The organism is Deltaproteobacteria bacterium (genome assembly GCA_016931625.1).
Taxonomy (GTDB): Bacteria; Myxococcota; XYA12-FULL-58-9; order XYA12-FULL-58-9; family JAFGEK01; genus JAFGEK01.
Map to the genome: position 1 here is coordinate 1 of JAFGEK010000140.1, position 3,778 is coordinate 3,778.

A 3,778-nucleotide genomic window follows, 5' to 3' on the forward strand; every position below is an offset into this window, starting at 1 on the left:
AGAGTTTTACGTAACTCCTCGTCATTCCTACGAAAGTAGGAATCCAATTCCGATAAAAGTGAAAAATGAGACTAAGAGTCAGCTAGTAAGTTATCAACTGTTACATGTCATATGTAATATGTATAAATTGTTACAAATAATTTAAATTGACAAAGTAGTTACATGAGACTACTTTATAATTATGCAAGCTGTGAATATTAAAGAACTAAAAGCCAAGCTTAGCGCCTATATTCGTCAGGTGCGTAGCGGTGAGACGTTTTTAGTTACCGACCGTAATCATGTTGTTGCACGTCTTTCACCAGTAGAGTCAATGACATCGGCAACAGCAGGTGTTACTGATACATTAGCAAAACTTGCATCACTTGGTTCACGCCCACCGCTTCGGGAACGTCGGCAAACAGATTATATTCGGCACAGCGAAACCTCTGGTATGTCGACGCAACAAATTGATGAGCTGCTAAATTGGTCAAGAGGTGAATTTAAATAAATTAACATGAATATTTATTTAGAAACTAGCGCAGTATTACGTGATCTACTTGACGGTGAAGATAAACATGAAATCCGACAGTGGCTACGCGGCGCCAAATTTATAGCAACATCACAACTTACTATTGCTGAAGTTGGTCGGGTACTAGCTAGAGTACGCGTTCTTGAACCACAAGTAGCGAGTATCATAGCAGCGCGTGCTGCTCAGTTTGAAACTGATAGTGAATTATGGGTGATTCATCCTGTCGATGACGCAATTTGGTCGCGTTGTGCCCGGCCTTTTCCTAAAGAACCATTGCGTACGCTTGATGCTATTCATCTTGCAACTATAGAAATTTTATCTGCTGCTATCGATAATTTAGCAATTTTATCTACCGATATTAGGGTACGCGAAAATGCTAAAATACTAGGGTTTAAAGCGTTACCTTAAAGGCTGATAAATTTAGTATCTATTATATGATATCTGGCATGAAGACATAGGGTTTATATAACTTTTAGAAATTTGGTATCTCTAGAAATTTGGTGGCGGAAATTTGGTGTCTGGCACCAAAAATATTTAGCAAAATCATCTTGATGCGTTTATGTATTATGTGATAATATTTATGTATGCGCACAACCATAGATATGCCAGATAGTCTTTTTGAACGGGTAAGACAGGCGGTTGCTAAGCGCGGTATAACACTGCGTGAGCTTGTGATTGATAGTTTAGAGCGCTCGCTTGCAGAAAAACCACCGCCTTTTGTATTGCGAGATGCTGCTGCTGGCTATTTAGCTGAATCAAATCAAACAGTGTCAAATGATACTATCAACAAAGCCATTGATGAACAGCGCCGTGGTGGTTATTAAAAAATGATTACTATCGATACTAATATTTTGGTTCATGCGCATCAACGTGAAGCGAGTTTACATCAACCTGCCGCTGCAACGGTTAAAAAATGTGCTGAAGCAAATATGCCTTGGGGTATTTGTCTGCACTCGATGATTGAGTTTTATGGGGTGGTTACACAACCAAGACTTTGGCAGATGCCATCGACACCGGCTCAGGCATTAGAACAAATCGCCGCATGGCGTGAATCGCCGACATTACGAGTTTTAGGTGATGTTCCGGGTCTATTTGATATAATTATTGAGCTTATTCAAAAAGGTCAAGTTAGAGGTGGCATGGTGCATGATGCTCGTATTGCTGCAACTTGCCTAGTGCATGGTATCGATGAGTTGTGGACAGTTGATCGTGACTTTAGTCGTTTCCCACAATTGCGTACACGCAATCCGTTGGTCTAATCCTGTTTTTCTCTATCATTTGGTCAATGGCGCTTAAAATATTGGTTCTCTTTAAGCGACGGTCTATACACTTTCAAATACGCTCAATCCAATTGAAGAGCGTTGTAAATACAGTGGGTTTGTCTATAATAAATGGAAATGTACATAATTGACTATATGAGTACATAACTGTACAATTAGCTAATGGTTAAAACAACGGCAACTCGACTAAAAGCAAAACTTGGGCAATACATGCGTGCGGTAAAATCTGGGCAACAAGTATTAATTACTGATCGTGATCAGCCGGTAGCGAAATTAGTACCATTTAAAAATGATCACGCTAAAGTAAGCCAACTAGAGTTTTTTAAATCGCATGATCCAATAGCCGCCCCTCTTGGTCAAATAAATGTGCAAAGTATTAAATATTGTGGGCCTAGTACTACTGATTTGCTAAGCGAAGACCGTGCTCGAAGATGATAACTTTTATTGATTCAAGTGTGCTGTTGCGAAAATTATTTGGTGAAGCAAATTCACTTAAAGAATGGTCACAAATTAGCCAAGCATTTGCCTCACGTATTTTAATTTTAGAAATTGGGCGGGTTATTGATCGTACGCGGTTAAATGGCCAAATTGACGATCAGCAAGTTGAAAGTTTGCATCAAGAAGCGCGTAGAGTATTACACTCAATCGATGTAATAGCCCTAACGGATAACATTCTTACCCGCGCTGCCGGTCCAATGCCAACAGTGCTGGGTTCACTTGATGCAATTCATTTAGCTACCGCCATAGAATTACAATCTAATTTAGAAAATGAGTTAGTACTGGCCACTCATGATACGCAACTAGCGCGAGCGGCCCGGGCTTCTGGGTTTGAAGTTATTGGTGTATAAGCAAAATGATCGTTTGAACTAATTGATTTTATGAATATTTCGTAATCAAATATGTATCACCAATTGGTGTTCGCTCAGACAAGCTTCGCGAACCCCTAAACAAAACAAGACGCTATCCTTCACGCCAAGCAAGTAAAAGTACGTGCATAAATTCGCAAACGTTACTAGACCAAAAATTACTCTGTATCTGAGTGCAAAACGTCATACAGATAAATTAATTATCTTAAAAAATCAACCAACTACACGGTTAGGTTAAAAAATATAAGCTTGTTCAGTAATTCAAACTACCAAAGAATGCTCATAGGAGCTGTAGTAGAAAAACCAACGTGCAAAATATTACAAAATACTCTTAGCGGCAAAACGCACTAAACCTGCAAAGCCAAAAATTAAAACAAGGAGCAGAAAATCAATAACAAATATTAATGCTAAAAAAATAACAGCTATAACCCTGTAAAAAAATATTAACACTCTCAAGATCAACTTAAAACCTAACTTACCGATAAATAAAAAATAAAACGTTAATAAAGCAATGGCCCGTGAAACCTGCCATTGCACTAGGAGCTACAATGATTAGTAGCAGAAAGATGAGACGTTGTGCAGGGTTTATTGCCAGATATTTCAGCAATAACTTATTAAAAAAAGTACATGACCCACGCAAGCACCAAGGTAGGCGTTATAAAAGTGCCTTACCTTTATTGCGCAGCGTTTGTGTTGGCCTAGCTTCTAGATGCAAAGGTTTGGCGCAGCTAGAAGAATTAACTCAGCAAATGCCGCAACAAGTACGTAAGCTTATCGGTATTAAACGCCGCCTCGCTGATACTACTTTGCGAGATTTTTTATGCTCAATCAATCCCTATGACATCTGCAAATTGCTTTATACAGTTGGTTACGATGCATTTAGACGTAAGGCTATTGTTTCCACAGGTCAGTTTCCCTGGGGTGTTATATCGCTTGACGGTAAATACCCAACCATTCGAGATGTTGGTGATGGTAAACATGGCTTAGCTAAACACTTGCAAGTGCATCATGATAATGACACAGGTAGGGCAACCCATGGTAACTTCTCAAAAACCAATACACCGCCCGCTTGGGCGGGCGGACTTCTCAAATAAGAAACTTACTTGAAATTCTAGGCCCAGATG

General features: G+C 39.4%; 8 protein-coding genes. 7 read left to right on the forward strand and 1 reads right to left on the reverse strand.

The genetic code is table 11. The features are described 5' to 3' along the window. The first annotated feature begins 181 nt into the window (after positions 1–181). The 6 genes from JW841_11740 to JW841_11765 all read left to right on the forward strand — a co-directional run bounded on the left by JW841_11740 (position 182) and on the right by JW841_11765 (position 2,636). On the forward strand, positions 182–487 hold the full coding sequence (locus tag JW841_11740) for a type II toxin-antitoxin system prevent-host-death family antitoxin (protein MBN1961609.1): 306 nt from the start codon (positions 182–184) through the stop codon (positions 485–487). A gap of 6 nt (positions 488–493) precedes the next feature. Next, entirely contained in the window at positions 494–916 is a 423-nt protein-coding gene (locus JW841_11745) for a type II toxin-antitoxin system VapC family toxin (protein ID MBN1961610.1), read from the forward strand. 176 nt (positions 917–1,092) lie between these two features. Continuing rightward, positions 1,093–1,332 carry a hypothetical protein gene (locus JW841_11750; GenBank protein ID MBN1961611.1) on the forward strand — a complete coding sequence of 80 codons (240 nt, stop codon included), beginning with the start codon at positions 1,093–1,095 and terminating at the stop codon, positions 1,330–1,332. A gap of 3 nt (positions 1,333–1,335) precedes the next feature. After that, positions 1,336–1,767 (forward strand): PIN domain-containing protein, encoded by a 432-nt coding sequence (locus JW841_11755; protein ID MBN1961612.1) that lies wholly within the window; start codon positions 1,336–1,338, stop codon positions 1,765–1,767. 183 nt (positions 1,768–1,950) lie between these two features. After that, on the forward strand, positions 1,951–2,223 hold the full coding sequence (locus JW841_11760) for a type II toxin-antitoxin system prevent-host-death family antitoxin (GenBank protein ID MBN1961613.1): 273 nt from the start codon (positions 1,951–1,953) through the stop codon (positions 2,221–2,223). Continuing rightward, positions 2,220–2,636: a type II toxin-antitoxin system VapC family toxin gene (locus JW841_11765; protein MBN1961614.1), complete on the forward strand. Its 417-nt coding sequence runs from the start codon at positions 2,220–2,222 to the stop codon at positions 2,634–2,636. The genes JW841_11760 and JW841_11765 overlap by 4 nt, the downstream gene beginning before the upstream one ends. Before the next feature lie 336 nt (positions 2,637–2,972). Here JW841_11765 and JW841_11770 read toward each other — a convergent pair whose 3' ends face one another. Continuing rightward, positions 2,973–3,191, reverse strand: coding sequence for a hypothetical protein (locus tag JW841_11770; GenBank protein MBN1961615.1), 219 nt, complete (start codon positions 3,189–3,191; stop codon positions 2,973–2,975). An 11-nt stretch (positions 3,192–3,202) separates the two neighbouring features. On the opposite strand from JW841_11770, the gene JW841_11775 reads away from it, so the two are divergent. Further along, complete coding sequence (locus JW841_11775; protein MBN1961616.1) at positions 3,203–3,748, forward strand: hypothetical protein; 546 nt, start codon at positions 3,203–3,205, stop codon at positions 3,746–3,748. Positions 3,749–3,778 lie beyond the last annotated feature (30 nt).